Consider the following 16,397-nt stretch of genomic DNA (forward strand, 5'->3'; position numbering starts at 1 on the left):
CTTCATCCCCGCAGTCCGCTGCGGTCATCAAGCGTTCACACCAGCGCGGCACCGTTAAGCGACCTACACGCTTACGGGAGTTGCTTGATGACGACGAATATCGGTGCCTTGGCGGAAACCCCCTCCTCCCCGATCTCGCGCCAATGGCTGTCCTGGCTTCTGGTCATCACGCTTATTTACCTCTTGCTGGCTGCAGTGGGCGCGATCGGCGATGGTTTCAAAGCTGCCACTGGCGATAACGCCAAGGAGCTGTTTGCCTTTGCCACCAACCCCTTTGTCGGCCTGATGATCGGCCTGGCGGCCACGGCGCTGATCCAAAGCTCCAGCACGGTAACTTCGATTATCGTTGGCATGGTCGCCGGCGGGCTGCCGATCCCGATTGCGATTCCGCTGATCATGGGCGCCAACATCGGCACCTCGCTGACCAGCACCATCGTCAGTCTGGGCCACATCCGCAGCGGGCCGGAATTTCATCGAGCCTTCTCGGCGGCGACCGTGCACGATGCGTTCAACATTACCGCCGTGACGATTCTGCTACCGCTGGAGTTGCTTTTCCATCCTCTGCAGCGCATGTCCGAGGTGCTGGCGGGCCTGCTCGTACACGACAGCGCCGGGGTCGACATGAAGAGCATGAACTTCATGAAAACGCTGCTAGCTCCGGCTAGCGACCTGCTCGAAGCCAGCGTCTCCTGGCTGCCGAACCAAGTATGGGCCGGGATCGCGCTGATCGCCATCGGGGTCGTCCTGATCCTTTTCGTGGTGCAGGCCATCGGCAAAGTGCTGCGCAAGGTGATGGTCGGGCGCGCCAAGGACATCATGCACGCCAGTGTCGGGCGCGGCCCGCTGTCGGGCATCGCTTCGGGCACGTTGATCACAATGCTGGTGCAGTCCTCCTCGACGACAACAGCGCTCATCGTGCCGCTGGCGGGCACCGGTGTGTTTACCCTCAAGCAGGTCTACCCCTTCACGCTGGGCACCAATATCGGAACCTGCGTCACTGCCCTGCTGGCCGCCACGGCCATTGCTGGACCAACGGCAGAACTCGCGATGCAGATCGCCTTGGTACACCTGCTGTTCAATCTGCTCGGTATCTCGATCATCTATGTGCTGCCCTTCCTGCGTGGCGTGCCTCCGGCCATTGCCAACTACCTCGCGGATCTGGCGCAACGCAGCAAGCTGTATGTCGGGGCGTATATCGGCGGCGTGTTCTTCGGCCTGCCCTTGCTGCTGATCGGCGGCAGCCAACTCTGACCCAGCCTGGAGCCCAATCATGCAAAGCGAACGCCGCATCCAGACCGAAAACCGCATCCGCGAATTGCGCGAATCACTCAATGAGCTCGAAGCCCAGCTGGAACGCATCGATGCTCAGGAGCAACGTGCGCAGCACCGTGAAATCGAGCACCTGGACGAGTACATAAATGCTGTGGATACCCGTTTCAACAGCCTTCAGCTGTTCTGGACCACCCTCAAGGCCGAATGGCTGAAAGCGAAATCCTGACACCCGTAGAGGAACGACACATGCGCGTCAAACCAGGCCCTCTGCTGCTGATCAGCCTCACGCTGAGTCTGCACACGGTGCTCGTCCCGTCCTCACATGCCGTTGAGCCGGTGTCCGACGGGCTGCTCGTCGATGGATCCAGCACCGTTTACCCACTGACGAGGGAAGCGGCACGACGCTTTCAACGCGCCCGGCCCGGCCATCCCATAGAGGTCAAGTTCTCCGGAACCACTGCCGGCTTTCGCCGCTTCTGCGCCGGCGAAACGGACATCAACGACGCTTCGCGCGAGATGAACGCTGAAGAGCAAGCGCATTGCGCCGAGAATGGCATCCGCTATCGCCAGGTTCCGCTGGCTATGGATTCCATCGCCGTGGTAGTACATCCGAGCAACCGCTGGGCAAACGACATCACGGTGGATGAACTGAAGACGTTGTGGGCACCTGCTGCAGAAGAGCATGTCATGCGCTGGAACCAGATCCGCCCGGATTGGCCGGATCGCCCAGTGAAGCTGTTTGGGCGAGGACAGGATTCAGGTACCTATGATGTTTTCACTCAGGAGATCGTGGGAATCACCCATCGCAGCCGCCAGGACTACACCGCCAGCGAAGATGAAGAACAGTTGGCCGCGGGCATCGCTGCAGAGCCCAACGCGCTCGGCTTCTTCGGCATCGGCGCCTACCATCGGCACTGGGAGGATTTGAAGCTGCTCGCCGTGGACAATGGCAGCGGTCCGATCTTTCCAACGCTCGAAACGGTCAGCGAGGACCGCTACAGGCCGCTGACACGCCCACTGTTCCTGTACTTGAACGAACAGAGCCTTCAGCGCAAGCCCATCACCCAGGCATTCGTTGAACACTACCTGGACGGCTTGCCCAGCTGGATCCATTTTACCGGCTACATGCCACTCAAGGCCGAGCGCTATGCGCGCAGCCTTGCAGCTCTGCAGCAAGCGCAGGAACCGAGCACGACCGACGCAAACCGAACCGGCGCTCAATAGAGCGTCGGCAGGACCAGTTGTCCGGCACCGGATTGCGCAAATAGTCCGGGTTGTAGACGCGCTCGGGCAACTTCACCGGGGTGCGCTCCACCTCTCCATAAGGCAACTGGCTCAGCAGGTGGCTGATGCAGTTCAGGCGTGCACGTTTCTTGTCGTCCGCTTCGACGATCCACCAGGGCGCATCGCTGATGTGGGTACGTTCGAGCATGATTTCCTTGGCCCGCGTATAGGCTTCCCAACGACGCCGGGATTCGAGATCCATGGGGCTCAATTTCCATTGCTTCAGCGGATCATGGATGCGCGCCAGGAATCGGCGGTTCTGCTCATCATCCGAGATGGAAAACCAGTACTTGATCAGGATGATGCCCGAGCGCACCAGCATCCGCTCGAACTCCGGGACCGAGCGGAAGAACTCCTCGTACTCGTCGTCGCTGCAGAAGCCCATCACCTTTTCGACACCGGCGCGGTTGTACCAGCTGCGGTCGAACAGAACCATTTCGCCCGCGGCGGGAAGGTGCGAGACGTACCGCTGGAAATACCACTGGGTGCGCTCGCGGTCGTTGGGTGCGGGCAAGGCAGCAACTCGGCAGATGCGCGGATTGAGCCGCTGGGTAACGCGCTTAATGACCCCTCCCTTGCCCGCCGCGTCCCGTCCCTCGAAGAGCACCACCACGCGTAGCTTGTGATGCACCATCCAGTCCTGCAGCTTGACCAGTTCACCTTGCAGACGCAGCAGTTCGGAGAAATAGACCCGCCGGGACAATCCACCATCCGACGGATGCGGCATGCCTTCGCGCCTTATCAACGCATCCATGCGCGCATCGTCCAGCTCCATTTCAAATTCTTCGTCGAGGCTATCCTGAAACTCGTGCAACAGGTGCTCGTATATCTGGAGCGAATTGCGCAGATCATCGGTCATGGTCGGCTTCCGTTAAGCGTGAGACAAAAGCCAGGTTTGGTGGCTCGGACTCACGCTAGTGAACAGCAGTGACGAGATCATGACCGGCGCCTCCTCGGCGCCGATAGCGGGCGTGCGAACATACTTGGATGGAGGCAGCGTTTGAATCACAGGGCAAATCCGGTAGGCTCGCAACTTTCTCACTGGAGTACACCCCATGGCCCGAGCCACTGCCCGCCACATCCTGGTTCCCACCGAAGAAAAATGCAACGAGCTGAAAGCTGCCATCGAAGGCGGCGCTGATTTCGCCCAGGTTGCCAAAGACAACTCCACCTGCCCCTCCAGCCGCCAGGGCGGTGATCTGGGTTCGTTCGGCCCGGGTCAGATGGTCAAAGAGTTCGACACCGTGGTGTTCAGCGCGCCGATCAACGTCGTGCAGGGCCCGGTGAAGACGCAGTTCGGTTACCACTTGCTGGAAGTGACCAGCCGCCAGGATTGATCCTGTGCCCCCGCGTCAACGCGCGGGGGCTGCCTGCCGTCACCTCGAACGCTTTTCACGCTTCCCCACATCCGATCGATCGAGCCGCCTCGCTCGACTTCCCTCAGCCTACCCGGCCATCCACACGCACTCTCCGTCCGCCTCACCTGCCGCCTCGCATGCCGCGAAACATCCGATCCAGACGACTGTATGAGCCGTTTAACGCCACCTTGAAATGGTCGTCTCTGGGCATTGACGAACGTCAATGACACGGTCAGCGATGCGCTTTTCTCGAGCGAACGCGCCACCGGGGGCTATGGTCAAGGAAACGAGACCGAACTCATTCACCCTTCTAAGGGAGCGACGTGATGTTTCATGTAACGCGCATAGGTGACAAGCGTATCGACGTGGATTTTTCCGGCAAGCTCGACAGCAACGAAATGCGCTTCGCGCTTGATGAGTTGATGAGAAAGTCCGAAGGCATTACCCATGGGCAAATGCTCTTCCGAGTCGGAGACTTCGACATGCCCACGCTCGGCGCGGTCGGCGTCGAGCTGTCGCGAATTCCGCAGATGTTCCGCTTCATGCGCCGCTTCGACCGCTGCGCAGTCGTTTGCGCCAAGGAATGGGTGAGGAAAGCCAGCGAAATCGAAGGGGCGCTTATTCCCGGCCTGACGGTACGAGCCTTCGATCAGCATCAGTCAACCGAAGCGCACGACTGGCTGGAAGGCGCGCTGTAGCGCGACAGGCTAACGCGGCGTACCGAACACCTGCGTCCAGTAGATGGTGGCTGCGCTCTGTGGATTAGTCGCATAGGCGGCGCCCATTTCGGTGAAACCCGGGTTCATGATGTTCTGGCAGTGGCCTGGACTGGCCAGCCAGCCCGACACCGCCTGCTCGGCAGAACCATGACCGGCCGCGATGTTTTCACCGATGCGCTGCCAGTGGTAGCCCTGACGGCGGGCACGGTCACCGGCCAGGCTCTGGTCATGCCCTTGGTGACTGAAGTAGTCCCTCTTGGCCATGTCCTGGCTGTGAGCCAGCGAGGTTTCGCCCAGTTGCTGGTTCCAAGTCAAGGGGGGTGCGGCGTCGAACCGCTGACTACCACAGCGACGCGGCTCGGCGCGTGCTCGATTGACCTGTTCGAGCACTGCCTTGCCGGCCTGCTGCCAGTCGCCAAGGTCAGCGGACAGCAGCGGTTTCGCCAAGATCACCTGCCAGGTATTGCCCTCGTGCGAGACGCCGATCTCAGCGAATTCGTCGTTCACCAATGCACTGCAGTAACGTTGCTTGAAGACGCGCATCACGGTGTTTGCATCTCCAGGCCCAGTGACCGCCATGGCCTGCAGGCTGGCCGCCTGATAGCCCGAATCCCGTACCGCCTGCTGAATCTGTGCACCAGCACCGGCAGGTATCGACGCCAATGCAGCAGCGGGTGCAAGGGGGCCGACCTGTTCCCCCTTGCCGCCGCCACAGCCCTCGCCCGAGGCGCGGAACTCGTTGACCAGACTCACCAGCTCGTCTGTTTCATCCGCGTTCGCGCCGTTAGCGAGCATGGCTGCCAGCACTGTTGAACCGACCATAACGCGGCGCAACGGCGTCCGGGCGGTGATTGACCAAAAAGCAAGGTTGCGTAAGTCCATCCGGTACCTCGGTTGAGCGGGCAGACAGGTCGATGAGGCGCACCCGCCATTCCATGCTGACCACATACAGGCGTGACCGATCCCGAACCATGGTTTTCATCCGATACGACCACCGAGCGTACCTGGGCCAGCCACTTCATCCGACAAGCTGATCGGCCAATAAAAATGCGATGATTGATCGGTCGCCGAAACGACTATCTGCAATCCCTTTCTGCCGAGCGCCACCACCCGTCATGACCCTTGCCGATTTTCTGCTGTTCGCGCTGCCTGCAATCTTTCTCACCGGGCTTTCCAAGGGCGGCTTCGGCGGAGCCCTGGGTGGCATCGCCGTGCCCTTACTGGCGCTGGCCATTTCACCCAAACAGGCCGCTGCGGTGATGCTACCGATTCTCTGCCTGGCGGACGTGGTGGGTCTGAAGGCTTATTTCGGTAAATGGGATATCGCTAATCTCAAGGTCATGCTTCCCGGTGCGCTGATCGGCATTGCTCTGGGTTCGCTCACGTTCGGCGTGCTCGACGAGCGCATGATCGGCCTGATGATGGGCGGCATCGCGGTGGGTTTCGTGGTGCTCGGGCTGTTCACCAATAACGACAAACCACGGCCGCTACAGCGAGGGCGCGGCACGCTGCTCTCGTCGATTGCCGGTTTTACCAGCTTTGTCGCCCATGCCGGTGGCCCGCCGATCATGATGCACCTGCTGCCGCAACAGCTGGACAAGCTGCGCTACGTGGCGACCATTAATCTGTTCTTCCTGATGACCAACGTGATCAAGCTGGTGCCTTACGCGGCTCTCGGCCAGTTCAGCCGCGAGAACCTCCTGCTTAGCCTGATGCTCGCGCCCATCGTGCCCTTCGGCGTCTGGACCGGGCTCTGGCTGCACAAACGCATCGATCACGCATGGTTCTACCGAATCGCCCGGATCGGCATGTTGCTCGCCGGTTTGCAACTGATCTGGAAGCATTTCTGACGCGACGCTTGCGCTGCTCACTTGCTGCTGTCTGAACGATCTCCGCCCGTTCCAGTCGGAATAATGAACCCACTGCAACAGGAGTCATCTTCATGCTGAAGTTTCTGGGCAGCACCATTGGCATCATTTTTCTCATCGGTCTGTTGGTAGTAATCGGCTTGTTCATGCTGGTGTTCTGACATCCTCCAGACGGGCAGCGCAACGGCCAGGGGATCAGCCGAGTCGACGCACACACGCTAGGCCGCCGCGGTATCGGCGGCCTGCTTGTATCTGCCGGCGGCCCAGCCATTGCGGAACCCACATCCCTTCATGCAAAAGCATCTAGCCAACTCGCAGCGCTTGCCCTTCATCTGGCTCGCCTTACTGATCCTTGTTTGTCAGGCGCTGCTGCCGGCACCCTTGGTGGCACAGGAGGGCGTTGCCACAGTGCGCCTCGACGGTCGTACGCTGTTTCGTATTGGCGCCAATGACGAACTGGAAGCCAGACCACGCGCTCGGCAGATCGAAAAACAGTTGGCCGCCGTGCTGGAAACGCCCCAGGGTATCTCTCGTGCGCGCATCGAAAAGGCCGGCGAAGACGGTGAGAACCGACAGATCAGCGTCGCCGGCCGCCAACTGGTTGAAGTCACCTCAATGGATGCAGAAGCCAATGGCGCAGCGATCGACCCACTTGCCCGGCAATGGGCCGCGCTAATCGACGGCGCGCTGGCCACGGCGGTCCAGCGACGCGACTCTGAGCGCGGGCGCTTCATCACTTCGGTCCAGGCAAGCGTCGAGACGGCCTTTGCCCGCCTGCTCGAATCGGCGATCGATATCATTCCACGGATTCTCGCCTCGCTGCTGGTATTGCTGTTGTTCTGGGGCCTGGCCGCCGGCGTGCGAGCGCTGATGCGCATGATTTTCAGGCGCTTGAGTGATGATCGAACTGTGGAAAATCTGGTCCGTCAGGTCAGCTATTACACGGTATGGTTACTGGGCCTGATCGTAGCGGCGAGCGCTTTCGGCCTGGAGCCAGGCACGCTCGCCACCGGCTTGGGGCTGACCAGCCTGGCGCTGGGTTTCGCGTTGAAGGACATCCTCTCCAACTTCGTCAGCGGGCTGCTGATCCTGACACTGCGGCCCTTCAAACTAGGCGACCAGATCATCATTGGTGAAACCGAGGGCAGCGTGGAGCGCATCGAACTGCGCGCGACGCAGATTCGCACCTATGACGGCCGCCGCGTACTGGTGCCGAATGCCGAGACCTTCACTTCCCGAGTAACCAACAATACCGCCGCACCGATCCGGCGCGGCAAGGTCGTCTGTGCGCTCGGCTACGACGTGGACATCGATGCAACGGCGCAGATCATGCGCCAGGCCGCACAGGACACGCCAGGCGTGCTGGCGACACCATCCGCCTCTGTACGGCTCAACGACCTCGGCACGTCCGAGCTGGTGTTTGAAGTTGAGTTCTGGTGCGATTCGCGCCGATCGGACTTCGTCATCACTGCATCCGAGGTTCGCAAAGGGCTGGTCGCCGCCCTGCGAGCCGCCGGAGTAGGACTGCCCGATCAGGCGAAGCAACATTTGGTGCTGCACGCGCCGAAGGGCTGAGCAGCCGAGGTACAGGTTCGCATGGAACGCCCGCTGAGCGACGCCACCCACCGGCTTCCGACCTGCGGCGGTGAATGACTTGAGCGCAGCTAAGGTCCAACGGAGACCTACATCAACCGAGGAATATGCAATGGGCCTGTTCGATAAAATCAAAGATGCGCTTGGCATGGGTGACGTTAGCAACGAGGCGCACAAACCTGCTGCGCCGGACTCGGGCATCAATCAGCACGCCACCGATACGGTGGTCGATTCCGAGCGGCCCACTGCGGCCAACAACGCGACCACCGCTCCATCAAGCGCCAGTGGAGCGAGCGTCGGTACAGTTGGTACGGCGGGGGGTACCACCAGCGCGGTCGACGTGCCGGCGAAACTCGACGGCATGGCCGCAAATTTCCCGGAAAAGCTGAACTGGCGCACCTCCATCGTCGATCTGCTCAAACTGCTAGGTCTAGATAGCAGCCTTGAATCGCGTAAAGAGCTCGCCACTGAGCTGGGTTGCCCGCCAGACAAGATGGCCGACTCGGCGCAGATGAACATTTGGCTGCACCGCACCGTCATGCACAAACTCGCCGAACACGGCGGTACGGTTCCGCCCGAGCTGCGTACCTGATACCGAGCCAGGGTCCGTTCGCACGCGGCCGTGCGAACGCAGCTGCGGGCGCTTCGACGTCCGCTGCGACCTCAACCGTCCAGCGAAGGACCGATCATTTCCGCCAGCTGCGAATAGACGCCCGGGCAGGCAACCAGATAGGGATTGCCACGTAGCAGCCCGTCATTGCGGAAGAAATCGTTCATGCAGCCACCCGCCTCCTTCACCATGACCAGCCCGGCCATGCAGTCCCAGCTCTTCAGCTCGGTCTCGTAATAACCAAGTAATCGCCCAGCCGCTACGTAGGCAGTCATCAGCGCGCCGGAGCCGTTGCGAAAGAACATTCCGCCTTCGGCCAACAGTTTTTCGAGAAAGGGAATGAAGTGCTCTTTGCCACGTGGGTGAAAGGTGCCAGTGGCGGTCACGCCCTGCCCTACATGAGAGGCGTCGCTCACCTTCAAGGGCGTGTCGTTGACGAACGCGCCCTGCCCCAGGCAGCCATGGAACAGTTCGTTGTGATTGGGATCGGCGATGGCGCCTAGATACGGCTCGCCGTCGATCAGCAAGCCAATCGAGACGCACCAGTTATGTAGCCCATTGACAAAGCAGGCCGTGCCGTCGATGGGATCGATCACCCACACGCAGCGAGCGCCGAGATCGGCGGAACCACTTTCCTCGCCGAGGAAGCCATCCTCGGGAAAGCGCTCAGCCAATCGGGCACGAATAAAATCTTCGATCTGCTTGTCGGCAATGCTCACCACGTCCTGCAGATCGTCACCCTTGTGCTCCACCGTCAGCACATCGCGCTTGCGGTAGTAGTCCATGCCCAGCTGCGCCGCCTCTAGCGAGAGGGCTTTGGCGCATGCGTAGCGGGCTGCGATATCGAGAGAACTGGCGGCCGATGGGTCGGAATTCATGGTTGTCCTTCTTGCACGGGTCGACAACGAAGCGCAGCGTCGCGCGGTAGCGGCGAATTCTAGTGAATCATTACTGGCAGGCAAACGCCCGCCTCGTCAGCCTTCGCCACACAGCGCGTCCGGCTGGCGCTCCACATTGGAATGTTGTGCGCAGAGCTTGCCACGCCTGACCGGTCAGGGCTGCGCTTGCTCCTCGTGAAGGCGGGCGTTGAGTTCATCGACGATCGGCACCCATTCGGCGTCCTCTATCCACTCATCGGCCAGGAAAGCACGCTGCGCATCGCTCCAGAACGGCGCTTCGGCAAGCTTGACGTGGTTGGGCAGCGGCGCATGGTCGGCGATGAAATCGTCAATGCTGTCTGGATCTGAAGGCAGGCCCAGCTGCTCGAATAATGTGCTCATGTCTTTGTTGGGAAGTTCCATCGAACGGCTCCTCATCCAGGTCGATTTGGCGCTGCTCAGAGGCAGGCGATACTCCCAGTAGAGGCTTCAGCACGGCCAACAGTTCAACGGAACGCTCTGCCACGCGGATCAACATTGGCCGAAAGAAAGAAGCGGGCATCACCCATGGGCGCGGCCCGCAAGAAATTCAGGCTGCCTTGTCGAACAGTTGCCTGCCTTGATCCAGGCATTGATCCACCAGCCACTTGCCGTGGGCGATGGATGCCCGCTGCGCTTGCTCAAGCTCCGCCATGAAGGCGTGTCCGACCGGAAGCGCCATACGCCGAGTGACCTGTCCCTGCGGATTGCTGATTCGGCAACCGCCGGCCCAAGGAGTCGGGGTACCGGGATGTTCCATTACTTCGGCAGTAATGACGTGATCGCGATATTCGCATTGCATCATGGTCATGTTGTCACCTCGCTGCTGATAGCCGTGGGCAGTTCCTGAACAACGCACACACGGCCGATTGCCCCCCTCTCGTCACGGTCCGCCACGAGCCGAGCGCGCCGTTAGCCGACGCTCCTCGCGCAGTACCTGGATTGGGTATAGCACAAGCGCTGGGGTGCGACAGGTCCGGTGGTCGCTCGGGAGGAGGTTGTGGTCGGGCAGGCTTTGGCTGGCAGACTTGCGAACGAGGCGCAGGCACCGCGGAGCGATGCCTGCCGGCTCGGATGGGAAATGAGTGGCAGACGCAGCCATCAGGCTACGTCCCGGAAGAACGATGGATAGCCAACTTCAGGAGGTGCGCAATTGCTCGTCAGCGAGGAAATCTGCTTCCAACAAGGCGTCCCGGTCTTCGACTTCAAGGGTCTCACCTTCGATCGGCGTCGGTGCCGACACGCGCTTGCTGCGCAGTTTGCCGAATTGGTGCTTAAGGGCATTATTGAGCTTGTCGATGGCACCATCCACGGCCAGTTCCAAGGAGGCCGCCTTATGCGTAACAGAGACCGGTTGCTGCCCCTTCGGGCGGGCCTCGATCTGGCATCGTTTGTCGTGGGCGCCGGCCTTGACGCCGTTCTCGTCGTTCAGATGCACCACGACGCGGGTGACTTCATCGTCGAACCGGTCGAGCTTGTCGGCTACATTGCCGCTTACCCAGTCTACGAGACGGGCGCTTCCTTCGATGTGGTTATCGCTATGTACTTGGATCTGCATATGCTCTTCCTTCTACGCGATCTAGGTAACCACCGTTCAGCCCACAAACGGCCTGATCCAGAACGTGCCCCCGGTTCGTTGGTGGCCGCACGGTGCGCGGCGACAGACGCAGTTACACCGCTTGCGAAGCAACGGGAGCACGGGCTAGAAATGCCATTGTTGGCGACATTAAGCAAGGCCAACGCAACGCCGCGAGCACGACGAAGGCCGGGCAATCGAACCCGCCTTCCGTGCGGCCACAGCCGAGCACCAGCACACAAGGCCTCCAGCCGCTTGGTTACAGAAGATTGCAAAGACTCATCAGGGTGCCCTGTTCCCACCGCCGAATCGGATCATCGTCAGCCAGTGATCATTGGCCGGCGGATAGCTTCTTCTTCGGGTAAATGTCGTAGCGGCTGGATTTGCCCTCCAAGCAATAGCCCGGCTTGGGGCCGTCGATGGTCGGCGCTTTACGCGGCCGTTTCACCACCACGCGATGGCTGGCCAGCGCCAGCGCCCGCTCGAGCAGGATACCCGCGTCCAGGTCGTCCCCAACGAAGGGCCTGAACAGGCGCATCTCCTTTTTCACCAACGCGCTCTTTTCACGGTGCGGGAACATTGGATCGAGATAAATCACCTGAGGCGGATCTCCCTGCCACTGCGCCATCAGCTCGATGGCATTACCGTGCCGAAGGCGCATGCGTTCGACGATCGCTCGCACATCGGTGTCTTCGCACGCACGCCTCAGACCGTCCTCCAGCAACGCGGCAATCAGCGGCTGACGCTCGAACAGCACCAAGTCGCAGCCCAATGTTGCCATCACGAAAGCATCGCGGCCGAGCCCGGCTGTTGCGTCCAGCACGCTGGGGCGAATCCCAGACTGGATGCCGACCGCCTTAGCGATCATCTGTCCGCTGCCTCCGCCGAATTGACGACGATGTGCGGCGCCACCCTCGACAAAATCCACCCGGACCGCGCCCGGCGCCTGGGGGCCGAGGAACTGCAGCTGCAACCCGCTTTCGCCCAGCTGCAGGGCGAAATCTGCCTCATCCGCTTGTAAAGGTAAGCCCAGCCGCGACGCCCAGACACCGGCCTGCTCGGCGAACTGAGGCGCAAGGGCTTCGACACGAACCAAAGGAGATGAGGCAGTCATACGCAGCTCGGTGGCGGGAAACGCCGCATTTTGCCAGAGCGAGCGCCGGCATGCCTCAGCGACACAGGCCGAAACCACCCATATCCACATGGAAATGATCGTGGTGAGCAGCGTTGTACTCGGGGCTCAGGGTGATCCTGAACGCCTCGCAGGCAGCCGCCTTGACCTGGCGAAGGAAGCGCGCCTTGTCGTCATCGCCTTTCCAGTCGCGTGCGACGGTGATGCGCGTGCCGTCCTGCAATCTGAACCCGGCCAGGTCCAGCGCATTGGCCGAGGCATGCTGGCTGCGCCGATTGCTGCGCGCGATGTTGCGGCAGGCGAAGCTGCCAAAGTGATCGACGCGCACTACCGGCTGACCGAACACCTGTTGCGCCGCAGGTTGCAAGCCGTGGCGTTCGAACAGCGCGTACGCCGCCGCCAGTGGACAAGTCGCGAGAAAGGCGTTGTTGAAGCGCACGGCCGAGCCGGTCACGCGCACGGCGTTCTCGACCGGACAGCCAGGCTGAGGCGTGCTGTCCGGCACGGCTACGTATTTCAGATCCGAGGTCGCCAGCGCCTGTTCGCACAACCCCCGATCCTCCTGCAGACGCCTCAGTTTGAAAGACGTCAGCAGGTTTGGCGCCTCGCGGATATTCAGCGGCGCCCAGGGGTTCCACTTCGGCGGGACGTCGACGTGACCACGCCATACCGCGTAGACGAACCCGCCCAACGCGAGCAGCAGCAACAGAAAGAAACGGCCAAAAGTCATGTCGATTTTGGCAACACCGGCACGCCAAGGTTGCAGCGATGCCGGCTACCGGTACATCACGAGCGACGTTCGCTACTCAGGAGCGACAGCTGCGACTCGCTCTGCATCGGCGCCACGGCAAGCGGCGGCAGACCTGGCAATAGCTCGCCGAGTCGCTCATGGAATCGCATGGCCAGATCGGGCGACAGCCGGTTGTCAGGCGTATGCAGATAGACATGCGGACGCATGCCCGCCTCGATCCAGCCCGCCACCTTGTCCAGCCAGGGCGCGAGGAAGCGGTCGTTCGCCGCGAGCTCGGGATGCCCGACGAAGCGTAGCTGCGGCGACTGGCTAAACGCCGCCGGACGCACCGGCAGCCGCGGCTTTTTGCTTTGCGCATGGAGCACGGCAGTATCACGCGTCTGGCAACTGAACAGCGCGCGGGTGTCCATGCAGATGCGCTCCACGCCCCGCTCAAGCAGCAATCGATTCAGCGACCGCTCCTCCTCTCCTTTAGCGAAGAACGCGCTGTGCCTTACTTCTACGGCGAGCGGTCGGTTCAGGGTCTCGATCAGTTGCGCCAGCTCACCGAGACGAGCCGGGCCAAAGTTGGCGGGCAATTGCAGCCAGAACGGGCTGACTCGCGATCCCAGCGGCGCCAGCAACGAGCGGAACGATAGAACCAGCTCCAACACGTCGCGAAGATCCGGCGCCTGACTGATCTCCCGTGGCAGCTTGGCGCAAAAGCGAAACCCTTCTGGCATCAAGGCCGTCCAGCGTTCGATCTTCTGCACCGATGGCCAAGCGTAGAGCGTCGTATTGCCCTCGACGGTGTTGAAGACAGAGCAATAGCGGGAAAGGAAATCGGTTGCGGGCAATCCTGGCGAATAGAGCGACCCACGCCAAGCGGCGTCGTTCCAGGATGGGCAGCCGAGAAAATAAGGAAGATTCAAACGCGGTTAGTACGCCTAGGCGTAGAGATCCAGACCGAGCACTTCATGGGCATCGAGATTGGCGCTGAAGCTGGCGGTAGTGCCATAGCTATGTAGCGCCTGCGCCGCACGGTTGTTCAACGGCCGCTCCATCATGGCTTCGAAGCGCGCCGGCATGAAGTCACCGGAAATGACCGAGCCATAGTCAATGGACTCGCTACGGTTTTGCCGGGACAGGTGTTCGTAGGTAGCGTCGGTCTGGCTCGACGGAGTGACGATTGACTCGCGCGCCTGCTCCGCAGCCTTTTCGCTTTCGCGATAAGGTACCGGCGCGCTTTCCCGCAGGGGAGCGCGTTCGATGGGATAGGCTGAGGGAGCGAGACCGTTAAGACGCATCATTCACCTTTCGAAGTGGAACCGACTCTATCGGGCTGCCTTCAAATTGGCAATGCCGTCCGTCAGCGCACCGCCTTCGGCGTCGCGACGTTGTCGCGCAGATAGATAGGCTGGGCCTGATCCGCCTCCACCGCTTCCCCCCGTTGCCAGCCATAGGTCGCTAGACATAACAGGTCCTCGGCATGCGGCAGCAGTGTCGCATCGGCCGCGGAAGGCTGCACCGAAAGCCGCTCGCCATAGCGCCAGCCCGTGCCGGCAGCGAACCAGTCTCCGGCGCTATCGCGCGGCAGACTGACCTGTTCCGGCGGCAACACGGCTTCGATCCCGGCCAGCTGCATCTCGCCCTCATGCATGCGATAGCAGCCCCAGTAGACCTCATCCATGCGCGCATCGATGGCCACCGCCACCTGCGCCGCGTCATGCTCGCGATAGGCCCGCTGGGCAATGGTCGCTAGCGTCGAGACCGGCAGTACTGGGCGCTCCAGCGCGAACGCCAGGCCCTGCACCACTCCGACAGCGATACGCACACCAGTGAAGGCACCAGGGCCGCGGCCGAAGGCCAGTGCATCGACCGCCGAGAGAGCGATGCCCGCCTCGGCCAGCAGGTCCTTGATCATCGGCAGCAACCGTTGCGCATGCAGCCGCGGTATCACTTCGTAGTGGCTGATTACCTTGCCGTCATGCAGCAATGCAACGGAGCAGGCTTCGGTCGCAGTGTCCAGCGCCAGCAGAGTAGTCATGATGATTTATGCAGGTGGCCGAGTGGGCGGGCATTAAAACGGTTTAGGTTTTTTTTTGCCAGCGCTGCGGCCCGACGAACGACGGGTTACAGTGTCGTAGGCCTTAGCGGACAAGGCCGGACGTGTTATCCATATCGCACACCGCATCGGTATCCTTGTTGGCATTGGCAGCGATCATTTTTTCGATTTGCATTGCCACCTAGCTGAGCCAATGCTGTAACTCGGTAGCGGCTAAAGCGCTCAGGGCCGCGACGCTCATAGCCAACCCGAGCACCCACCTCTAGATAGTTCTCATGGTAGCGGCCAGATGATTAGCGCTTGCGCACCGTAGACAGGTGCGGCTTCAAGAGCGACCCTCGATTACCTATCCGCCTTAAAACGACAACGGCCCGCAAAAGCGGGCCGTTAGCGACAGCAAAATTACCGTTTAGCTGAGCGCAGCCATCACCTTGGCGGTGATCTCTTCCACCGAGCCGACGCCTTCGACGCGATTGCACTTGGGCGTGCCTTCGGTAGCTTCGAGGTTCTGATAGAAGGCCACCAGCGGCTTGGTCTGCGAATGATAGACGCCCAGGCGATGGCGAACGGTTTCTTCCAGATCGTCCTTGCGCTGAATCAGCTCCTCACCAGTCAGGTCATCGACACCAGCGACCTTCGGCGGGTTGTGCTCGGTGTGGTAGACGCGACCAGACGCAGGATGCACGCGACGGCCGGACAGGCGACCGACGATCTCTTCGTCATCCACAGCGATTTCCAGCACGTGGTCCAACTTCACGCCGGCATCACGCAGCGCTTCGGCTTGCGGGATAGTGCGTGGGAAGCCATCGAACAGGAAACCATTGGCGCAATCGGGCTGCTGCAAACGCTCCTGAATCAGCGCGATGATGATTTCGTCGGAAACCAGGCCACCGCTGTCCATGACATCCTTGACCTGCAGGCCCAGCGGCGAGCCGGCCTTGACCGCTGCACGCAACATGTCGCCTGTAGAAATTTGCGGAATGGCGAACTTCTCGGTGATGAAGCGTGCCTGTGTGCCTTTCCCGGCACCGGGCGCTCCCAGCAGAATTACGCGCATGGAGTGAGTCCTCAAGTTTTGCAAAGGGTGCCGCCAGGTCGATGGAATACCTCTGGCGAATCAAAAAATCGGGTTTGCCGCCATGCGACAAAAGGTTGAACACGATACACAGCGCACAGAAAGCAGACAAGCGACCCTCATGGCCTCATGTGCGGCGAGCCTGCCGCCAAACATGAAGGCGGGAAAACGTCGCCGCACGGTCGTGACGACGTTTAT

Annotated in this window: 19 protein-coding genes and 1 pseudogene; 8 read left to right on the top strand and 12 right to left on the bottom strand. The window is 61.1% G+C overall.

Features of this window, described 5'->3' with window-relative positions:
• The first annotated feature begins 87 nt into the window (after window positions 1–87).
• Genes CH92_RS14695 through CH92_RS14705 form a run of 3 tightly spaced genes read left to right on the top strand, consistent with a single transcriptional unit; the run spans window position 88 to window position 2,496 of the window.
• On the top strand, window positions 88–1,251 hold the full coding sequence (locus tag CH92_RS14695; RefSeq protein ID WP_025242530.1) for a Na/Pi symporter: 1,164 nt from the start codon (window positions 88–90) through the stop codon (window positions 1,249–1,251).
• A 19-nt stretch (window positions 1,252–1,270) separates the two neighbouring features.
• Window positions 1,271–1,498, top strand: a complete 228-nt coding sequence (locus tag CH92_RS14700; protein WP_021207578.1) for a hypothetical protein — start codon at window positions 1,271–1,273, stop codon at window positions 1,496–1,498.
• A gap of 20 nt (window positions 1,499–1,518) precedes the next feature.
• Entirely contained in the window at window positions 1,519–2,496 is a 978-nt protein-coding gene (locus CH92_RS14705) for a PstS family phosphate ABC transporter substrate-binding protein (RefSeq protein WP_025242531.1), read from the top strand.
• On the opposite strand, the pseudogene ppk2 reads toward CH92_RS14705, so the two are convergent.
• A pseudogene (gene ppk2 / locus CH92_RS14710) lies at window positions 2,490–3,415 on the bottom strand (polyphosphate kinase 2). The gene CH92_RS14705 and the pseudogene ppk2 overlap by 7 nt on opposite strands.
• Before the next feature lie 196 nt (window positions 3,416–3,611).
• Here ppk2 and CH92_RS14715 point away from each other — a divergent pair.
• Window positions 3,612–3,893: a peptidylprolyl isomerase gene (locus tag CH92_RS14715; RefSeq protein ID WP_025242533.1), complete on the top strand. Its 282-nt coding sequence runs from the start codon at window positions 3,612–3,614 to the stop codon at window positions 3,891–3,893.
• Between the two features lie 347 nt (window positions 3,894–4,240).
• Window positions 4,241–4,612, top strand: a complete 372-nt coding sequence (locus tag CH92_RS14720; RefSeq protein WP_025242534.1) for an STAS/SEC14 domain-containing protein — start codon at window positions 4,241–4,243, stop codon at window positions 4,610–4,612.
• Window positions 4,613–4,621: 9 nt separating this feature from the next.
• Here CH92_RS14720 and CH92_RS14725 read toward each other — a convergent pair whose 3' ends face one another.
• Window positions 4,622–5,515, bottom strand: coding sequence for a CAP domain-containing protein (locus CH92_RS14725; RefSeq protein ID WP_025242535.1), 894 nt, complete (start codon window positions 5,513–5,515; stop codon window positions 4,622–4,624).
• 233 nt (window positions 5,516–5,748) lie between these two features.
• Here CH92_RS14725 and CH92_RS14730 point away from each other — a divergent pair, with 233 nt between their 5' ends.
• From CH92_RS14730 to CH92_RS14740, 3 genes are all read left to right on the top strand, one after another.
• The gene (locus tag CH92_RS14730) at window positions 5,749–6,483 is read left to right on the top strand and encodes a sulfite exporter TauE/SafE family protein (RefSeq protein ID WP_025242536.1); all 735 of its coding nucleotides are present in this window, start codon (window positions 5,749–5,751) and stop codon (window positions 6,481–6,483) included.
• Window positions 6,484–6,792: 309 nt separating this feature from the next.
• Complete coding sequence (locus CH92_RS14735; RefSeq protein ID WP_025242537.1) at window positions 6,793–8,076, top strand: mechanosensitive ion channel family protein; 1,284 nt, start codon at window positions 6,793–6,795, stop codon at window positions 8,074–8,076.
• A gap of 130 nt (window positions 8,077–8,206) precedes the next feature.
• Complete coding sequence (locus CH92_RS14740; protein ID WP_025242538.1) at window positions 8,207–8,686, top strand: DUF3597 domain-containing protein; 480 nt, start codon at window positions 8,207–8,209, stop codon at window positions 8,684–8,686.
• A 71-nt stretch (window positions 8,687–8,757) separates the two neighbouring features.
• Here the strand turns inward: CH92_RS14740 and CH92_RS14745 are convergent, their stop codons facing one another.
• The 10 genes from CH92_RS14745 to adk all read right to left on the bottom strand — a co-directional run bounded on the left by CH92_RS14745 (window position 8,758) and on the right by adk (window position 16,181).
• Window positions 8,758–9,582, bottom strand: a complete 825-nt coding sequence (locus CH92_RS14745; RefSeq protein ID WP_025242539.1) for an inositol monophosphatase family protein — start codon at window positions 9,580–9,582, stop codon at window positions 8,758–8,760.
• Between the two features lie 174 nt (window positions 9,583–9,756).
• The gene (locus CH92_RS14750; protein ID WP_025242540.1) at window positions 9,757–10,005 is read right to left on the bottom strand and encodes a DUF2789 domain-containing protein; all 249 of its coding nucleotides are present in this window, start codon (window positions 10,003–10,005) and stop codon (window positions 9,757–9,759) included.
• 166 nt (window positions 10,006–10,171) lie between these two features.
• Entirely contained in the window at window positions 10,172–10,432 is a 261-nt protein-coding gene (locus tag CH92_RS14755) for a hypothetical protein (protein WP_021207567.1), read from the bottom strand.
• A gap of 327 nt (window positions 10,433–10,759) precedes the next feature.
• A complete protein-coding gene (locus CH92_RS14760; protein WP_025242541.1) occupies window positions 10,760–11,179 on the bottom strand; it encodes an HPF/RaiA family ribosome-associated protein in 420 nt (139 codons plus the stop codon).
• A gap of 349 nt (window positions 11,180–11,528) precedes the next feature.
• Entirely contained in the window at window positions 11,529–12,311 is a 783-nt protein-coding gene (locus tag CH92_RS14765; RefSeq protein WP_025242542.1) for a class I SAM-dependent methyltransferase, read from the bottom strand.
• Between the two features lie 55 nt (window positions 12,312–12,366).
• Complete coding sequence (locus tag CH92_RS14770) at window positions 12,367–13,059, bottom strand: extensin family protein (RefSeq protein WP_025242543.1); 693 nt, start codon at window positions 13,057–13,059, stop codon at window positions 12,367–12,369.
• 56 nt (window positions 13,060–13,115) lie between these two features.
• Window positions 13,116–13,991, bottom strand: a complete 876-nt coding sequence (locus CH92_RS14775; RefSeq protein WP_038623045.1) for a DUF72 domain-containing protein — start codon at window positions 13,989–13,991, stop codon at window positions 13,116–13,118.
• A 15-nt stretch (window positions 13,992–14,006) separates the two neighbouring features.
• The gene (locus CH92_RS14780; RefSeq protein WP_235206157.1) at window positions 14,007–14,369 is read right to left on the bottom strand and encodes a hypothetical protein; all 363 of its coding nucleotides are present in this window, start codon (window positions 14,367–14,369) and stop codon (window positions 14,007–14,009) included.
• 59 nt (window positions 14,370–14,428) lie between these two features.
• Window positions 14,429–15,106 (bottom strand): tRNA (adenosine(37)-N6)-threonylcarbamoyltransferase complex dimerization subunit type 1 TsaB, encoded by a 678-nt coding sequence (tsaB, locus tag CH92_RS14785; RefSeq protein WP_025242546.1) that lies wholly within the window; start codon window positions 15,104–15,106, stop codon window positions 14,429–14,431.
• Window positions 15,107–15,533: 427 nt separating this feature from the next.
• On the bottom strand, window positions 15,534–16,181 hold the full coding sequence (adk, locus tag CH92_RS14790; protein WP_025242547.1) for an adenylate kinase: 648 nt from the start codon (window positions 16,179–16,181) through the stop codon (window positions 15,534–15,536).
• Between the last annotated feature and the right edge of the window lie 216 nt (window positions 16,182–16,397).

This window comes from Stutzerimonas stutzeri (genome assembly GCF_000590475.1).
GTDB lineage: Bacteria > Pseudomonadota > Gammaproteobacteria > Pseudomonadales > Pseudomonadaceae > Stutzerimonas > Stutzerimonas stutzeri_D.

What these genes read in the sequence shown, in the direction of transcription:
- CH92_RS14730 (WP_025242536.1), top strand. Translation starts at nt 5,749, where the DNA reads ATGACCCTTGCCGATTTTCTGCTGTTCGCGCTGCCTGCAATCTTTCTC.
- CH92_RS14745 (WP_025242539.1), bottom strand. Translation starts at nt 9,582, where the DNA reads ATGAATTCCGACCCATCGGCCGCCAGTTCTCTCGATATCGCAGCCCGC.
- CH92_RS14720 (WP_025242534.1), top strand. Translation starts at nt 4,241, where the DNA reads ATGTTTCATGTAACGCGCATAGGTGACAAGCGTATCGACGTGGATTTT.
- CH92_RS14765 (WP_025242542.1), bottom strand. Translation starts at nt 12,311, where the DNA reads ATGACTGCCTCATCTCCTTTGGTTCGTGTCGAAGCCCTTGCGCCTCAG.
- CH92_RS14725 (WP_025242535.1), bottom strand. Translation starts at nt 5,515, where the DNA reads ATGGACTTACGCAACCTTGCTTTTTGGTCAATCACCGCCCGGACGCCG.
- CH92_RS14695 (WP_025242530.1), top strand. Translation starts at nt 88, where the DNA reads ATGACGACGAATATCGGTGCCTTGGCGGAAACCCCCTCCTCCCCGATC.
- CH92_RS14735 (WP_025242537.1), top strand. Translation starts at nt 6,793, where the DNA reads ATGCAAAAGCATCTAGCCAACTCGCAGCGCTTGCCCTTCATCTGGCTC.
- CH92_RS14755 (WP_021207567.1), bottom strand. Translation starts at nt 10,432, where the DNA reads ATGACCATGATGCAATGCGAATATCGCGATCACGTCATTACTGCCGAA.
- CH92_RS14750 (WP_025242540.1), bottom strand. Translation starts at nt 10,005, where the DNA reads ATGGAACTTCCCAACAAAGACATGAGCACATTATTCGAGCAGCTGGGC.
- adk (WP_025242547.1), bottom strand. Translation starts at nt 16,181, where the DNA reads ATGCGCGTAATTCTGCTGGGAGCGCCCGGTGCCGGGAAAGGCACACAG.
- tsaB (WP_025242546.1), bottom strand. Translation starts at nt 15,106, where the DNA reads ATGACTACTCTGCTGGCGCTGGACACTGCGACCGAAGCCTGCTCCGTT.
- CH92_RS14700 (WP_021207578.1), top strand. Translation starts at nt 1,271, where the DNA reads ATGCAAAGCGAACGCCGCATCCAGACCGAAAACCGCATCCGCGAATTG.
- CH92_RS14705 (WP_025242531.1), top strand. Translation starts at nt 1,519, where the DNA reads ATGCGCGTCAAACCAGGCCCTCTGCTGCTGATCAGCCTCACGCTGAGT.
- CH92_RS14715 (WP_025242533.1), top strand. Translation starts at nt 3,612, where the DNA reads ATGGCCCGAGCCACTGCCCGCCACATCCTGGTTCCCACCGAAGAAAAA.
- CH92_RS14760 (WP_025242541.1), bottom strand. Translation starts at nt 11,179, where the DNA reads ATGCAGATCCAAGTACATAGCGATAACCACATCGAAGGAAGCGCCCGT.
- CH92_RS14770 (WP_025242543.1), bottom strand. Translation starts at nt 13,059, where the DNA reads ATGACTTTTGGCCGTTTCTTTCTGTTGCTGCTGCTCGCGTTGGGCGGG.
- CH92_RS14780 (WP_235206157.1), bottom strand. Translation starts at nt 14,369, where the DNA reads ATGATGCGTCTTAACGGTCTCGCTCCCTCAGCCTATCCCATCGAACGC.
- CH92_RS14740 (WP_025242538.1), top strand. Translation starts at nt 8,207, where the DNA reads ATGGGCCTGTTCGATAAAATCAAAGATGCGCTTGGCATGGGTGACGTT.